The 4,622-nt window shown below is 35.1% G+C and carries 6 protein-coding genes; 5 read left to right on the top strand and 1 reads right to left on the bottom strand.

The window, feature by feature from the left end:
- On the top strand, positions 1-1,164 hold a 1,164-nt coding region (locus F6K18_RS34520), incomplete at its 5' end, for a LamG domain-containing protein (RefSeq protein WP_287527649.1).
- A 365-nt stretch (positions 1,165-1,529) separates the two neighbouring features.
- On the top strand, positions 1,530-1,679 hold the full coding sequence (locus F6K18_RS34515) for a hypothetical protein (RefSeq protein ID WP_287527647.1): 150 nt from the start codon (positions 1,530-1,532) through the stop codon (positions 1,677-1,679).
- 281 nt (positions 1,680-1,960) lie between these two features.
- Here the strand turns inward: F6K18_RS34515 and F6K18_RS34510 are convergent, their stop codons facing one another.
- Positions 1,961-2,284, bottom strand: a complete 324-nt coding sequence (locus tag F6K18_RS34510) for a FeoA family protein (RefSeq protein ID WP_287527644.1) — start codon at positions 2,282-2,284, stop codon at positions 1,961-1,963.
- A 406-nt stretch (positions 2,285-2,690) separates the two neighbouring features.
- Between F6K18_RS34510 and F6K18_RS34505 the strand changes: the two genes are divergently transcribed.
- The 3 genes from F6K18_RS34505 to F6K18_RS34495 all read left to right on the top strand — a co-directional run.
- Positions 2,691-2,891 (top strand): hypothetical protein, encoded by a 201-nt coding sequence (locus F6K18_RS34505; protein ID WP_287527642.1) that lies wholly within the window; start codon positions 2,691-2,693, stop codon positions 2,889-2,891.
- Positions 2,892-3,112: 221 nt separating this feature from the next.
- Positions 3,113-4,216, top strand: coding sequence for a glycosyl transferase (locus F6K18_RS34500; protein ID WP_287527640.1), 1,104 nt, complete (start codon positions 3,113-3,115; stop codon positions 4,214-4,216).
- A gap of 42 nt (positions 4,217-4,258) precedes the next feature.
- A partial coding sequence (locus F6K18_RS34495) for a hypothetical protein (RefSeq protein WP_287527639.1) occupies positions 4,259-4,622 on the top strand: 364 nt, incomplete at its 3' end.

Below are 4,622 nucleotides of genomic sequence, written 5' to 3'. Positions count from 1 at the left end.
AGCACATCAACAACGGATGAGACTGAGACCACTGGTGAAACAGATAGCACATCAACAACGAATGAGACTGATGCCACTGGTGAAACCGACAGCACATCAACAACGGATGAGACTGAGACCACTGGTGAAACAGATAGCACATCAACAACGGATCAAACTCCTAAACCTATAGATATAAATAGTGGTTTACACCTCCATCTCCCGCTCAATGAAATAGTAGAAAACTCAGCAAAAGAAAAAGAAGTAGTTGATGCTTCAGACGGAACACTCAATGGCAAAGTTTATGGTGCTGAAGTCATAGCTGACCCTAACTTTGGCGACTGTATAGGTTTTGATGGAGTAGATGATTATATCGAACTACCCCCAACCGCTATTCCCGAAACTAATGAAGTCACAATTAGTTTTTGGGCAAATGGCGGAGAGTCTCTACCCAAACAAAGCTCTATCTTGTTAGCAGAAGATAAAACTAATAACAGGGTAGTTAATATTCACTTACCGTGGTCAGACAGTACCGTATACTTTGATTGTGGAAATAAAACCTCTTCTTTTGACAGAATTGAACAATTAGCTCAAGTCTCTGATTTTAAGGGTAAATGGAATCACTGGGTATTTACAAAGAATATTACTACCGGTGAGATGAAAATCTATCTCAATGGTAGTCTGTGGCAAACTGTTACAGGTAAATATCAAGAATTAAGTCAAATTACTCAAATTAAATTGGGTTGTGGTTATGGGTTCTATGAGGGTAAAGTTGCTCATCTGCGAATTTATGACCGAGTGTTATCTCAAGAGGAAATTAACGAACTAATGAAAGTAAATCAACCTGCTACCACATCAACGACTGGTGAAACAGACGCCAAATCAACGACTGACGAAACTGATACTACCCAAAAACCTATGGAATATCGGATTTATCAGGTCAAAGGTAATCCCACAATCAAAACTGGATATTCAGCGTCAGAATGGACTGCAGTTATTGCGGGATTTAATTCCGGAGCAAAGCAAAAACACAAAGCTTCAGCATTGACGATCATGCCTGTTGTTGAGGATGAAGAATGGAAAATTAAGTGCGATATTAAAGATACAGACGATCGCTATTGGGATGTAGCGGTTTTATTTATCAAGAATAATATGGTAAATAGGGTCAACAACTTTTATCGTTAGATAACTGTAGTCTAAAACAGAATTTGAGAGAATTTTTTGGGGTGGCATTTTAGCTGCCCCTTTTGATTTATATAGAACCCATTTGAGATCTATATAGCCCACATTCCGCACCACAAAATGTAGTATCGAATCAGGAGTCAGGAGTCAGGAGACAGGAGACAGAATTTTAGAAGAAAATCATAGCTGCCGCGATCGAGTACACGATCAAGCAAGTATTTATGCTTAATTATTTACTCGGAAGCATGATCGACGAAAAAAGTAATTGAGATGATTTGCATAGTATAAATACCTACCAAGCTACGGATTTATATACTACTTTTAATGCTACAAATTGACGTGCGGAATGTGGGATATAGGGTTTGCGTATGGAAAGTTTTTTAGTAGGGGTAGTAGACAGGAGACAGGAGACAACCCACCCCTCGCCCCTCCCCCGACCGTGGAGGGGAAGACAGGAGAAATGGATCGGGAGCGAGGAGGTAGGAGTTAAGAATTGTCTCTCAATTTTTCTGCCATAATCATCCCAAAATACTAGCTTTATGCAGCTCTTGCCACCGAAAAGCTGGTACTTTTTTCAACTCTAAAACGCTAAAACCAATTTCAGTCAATACTTTTATAATTAATCAGCAAGGCCTATATAATTATGGTAGTCAAGTCTTTTCGCGCATTAATTTTGAGGAAAAATCTGAAGAAGGAGTGTTGAATTTTTTGTATTATTTCTCCCCACATCTTCCCTCTTACCTCCTGTCTCCTGTCTCCTGTCTCCTGTCTCCTGTCTCCTTCTGCCTTCTGCCTTCGTTTATAAAATTAGCGGTTTTACAAAAATTGTTTTTGCTTCTTCTCTCCTAATTGCTAATTCTGTACTGATACCTACTCTGATATGAAGTGGTCCGCAAAAGCAACTTTTTCGTAACACCATTATTTGTTTTTCTGGCACAACTCCCATAGCTTTAAGACGTTTGACTAATACTTCACCATAAGTATCTATTTCAATTCTTTTAATGATTGCTGGAATTTGGATATCTAGACAAGATAAATCTATCAGTTGTGTAGTAGTTTTACTATCTAAATCTTGCTGATTTTCTGCGTCAAAAATTATTTTTTCTGGATGATTAGACAACATTTTAAAATTAGTATTTTTATCTTTATGACTGTGAAGTATTACTCAATATTTTGATAATTCAAATATATTAAAAAATATCATTAAGGTTAATCAAAGTATGTTCTACTAAAAGAATAGATGCTTGAGAATTGGGTTTATATCAAATCCGCTCGGGTTCGGTATAAAAAAAATTTTCATCTTCATCCAAGAGCAAATGTTTCGCGCATTCTCTTCCCTCCTGACTCCTAGATTAACTATCCAATTACACCGATGCTACCGGATTTGATATTATTTGTGAAATTTTTAATATAAATCTGACCAGATGTAGACTGGATATTTTTGAAACTATCAATAAGTTTTTTTCTGGATTTTCTACTCCTATTAGAGAATATTTATCAAATAAATATTAGATCGCGTAGGGTGTGAAGTGTGTTACATAAAGCACTATCCCACAGCACATGGTGGGTTAGGTTTGAAACCGACAATGATTCCAGAAATGGTAAGTGTGCCACCACAAACCCCACTTAATCTTTTGTTTACAAACAGCTCCTTACTCAAAATTGATATTACAAAAAAATTAGCTTTTTTAGAAAAAAAAAACATAACTGGTAATATTTTAGTTGAATAGCACTCTAATTATAATAAAATACTTTACTTTTTATGAGCATATTACTAATGAATGCTATAGAAATTTGTTATAGGATATAGCGTTTCTCAGTAAGCGTGAGGTACTTTTATCTTTCTTCCCTGTTGCCAGATGAGCTGTTGCCTGTTGCCTAAAACCTAGAATTTTGTACCTCACGCTTTTTGGGAATTGCTATAGTATTAATCTTTAATTGAAAAAATCTCATGCCTCGACCTACCTTATATATTGCTATTACTAACCATGGATTTGGTCATGTTGTACCCATATCATCAGTTGCTAATCTGGTGCAAAAAATGTGTCCAGATGTTTTATTAATTATGGTGACAACTGCTCCCCGTTGGTTATTAGAATCTTATATTTCTGGTGATTTTATTTATCGTCCCCGTGCTTTTGATGTGGGAGTTATTCAATCAGACAGTATCACAATGGATAAACAAACTACCCTAGAAAAATTGAAAGAAATTCGGAGTAAAGAACGGTCAATTATTGCTGGAGAAGTAAATTTTATTAAACAAAATCGAGTAGATTTATTATTAGCAGATATTCCGCCACTTGCTGCTAAAATTGCTCAAGCTGCCGATATTCCTGGTTGGATGTTGAATAATTTTGGTTGGGATTTTATTTATCGTCCTTGGGGTGGTGAATTTCTAGAAATTGCTGATTGGATAGGAGAATGTTTTGGGCAGTGTGACTGTTTATTTCGTCTCCCACTCCATGAATCTATGGGCGCTTTTCCTAATATTGTTGATGTTGGTTTGACTGGGGGAACTCCACGTTATCAACCAGAAGAAATTCAAGCAAAATTTAATATTCATACAGACAAAGAAAAAACTATTTTACTTACTTTTGGCGGTTTGGGTTTAGACAAGATTCCCTATCAAAATCTTTCTCGTTTTCCTGACTGGCAATTTATTACATTTGATAGTAATACCCCTGAACTTCCTAATCTAATAAATGTCAGAAAAGAATTTGAAAAAATAGATAAAAATTCACCAAATATTCGCCCAGTAGATTTGATGCCGATTTGTGGCAGGATTATTTCTAAACCAGGGTATAGCACCTTTGCTGAAGCTTTACGTTTAGAAACACCTATTTTGTCATTAGTCAGAGAAGGTTTTGCCGAATCAAAGTTATTGTTAGAAGGTATTCAAGATTATAGTTATCATCAAATTTTACCTCCAACAGAATTTTTTGATGGTGATTGGGAATTTCTCAGACGACCCTTACAACCACCTCGTAAATCTGAAAAATTAGATAAAAATGGTAGTGAAGCGATCGCTCAAGCTGTTGTAGATTATTTACAATAATTATTTTCAACTCTCCAATTATTTTATTCAAGGAAAACAATTATGAACCCTAAAATTAATATTAGTAACTTCATTAAAATTGATATGAACAGTCTCATTGGAACTGGAGTTGAAATCGTATTTATAATATGTTTATTTGTAGCAATTAAATTTGTTGTCGGCAGAGCATATAAACAATTAATACAAGTATCATCAGTCAAAAAAAAGAAAAAAGAGGTTGAATTTATCTACCAAAATATTCAGATATTCTTAACTGTAAGTTGTTTACTACTATGTCTATTAGTGGCAGGAATTAATGGATGGCTTATTTATCAAGGAAAAAATTTAATCGAATACCAAACTTATTTGATTAAAAATATTTCCTTTAATTACTTGCTAGTTATAGGAATTAGAGTCCTCAAAATCT

It is taken from the genome of Okeania sp. SIO2C2, from assembly GCF_010692625.1.
Lineage (GTDB): Bacteria > Cyanobacteriota > Cyanobacteriia > Cyanobacteriales > Microcoleaceae > Okeania > Okeania hirsuta.
Note: the sequence above shows the minus strand (reverse complement) of the source record. Positions and strands in the feature narration are given on the sequence as shown.

Bases quoted from the DNA above. Each gene is read 5' to 3' on its own strand.
- F6K18_RS34515 (WP_287527647.1), top strand. From the start codon at position 1,530: ATGGAAAGTTTTTTAGTAGGGGTAGTAGACAGGAGACAGGAGACAACC.
- F6K18_RS34510 (WP_287527644.1), bottom strand. From the start codon at position 2,284: ATGTTGTCTAATCATCCAGAAAAAATAATTTTTGACGCAGAAAATCAG.
- F6K18_RS34500 (WP_287527640.1), top strand. From the start codon at position 3,113: ATGCCTCGACCTACCTTATATATTGCTATTACTAACCATGGATTTGGT.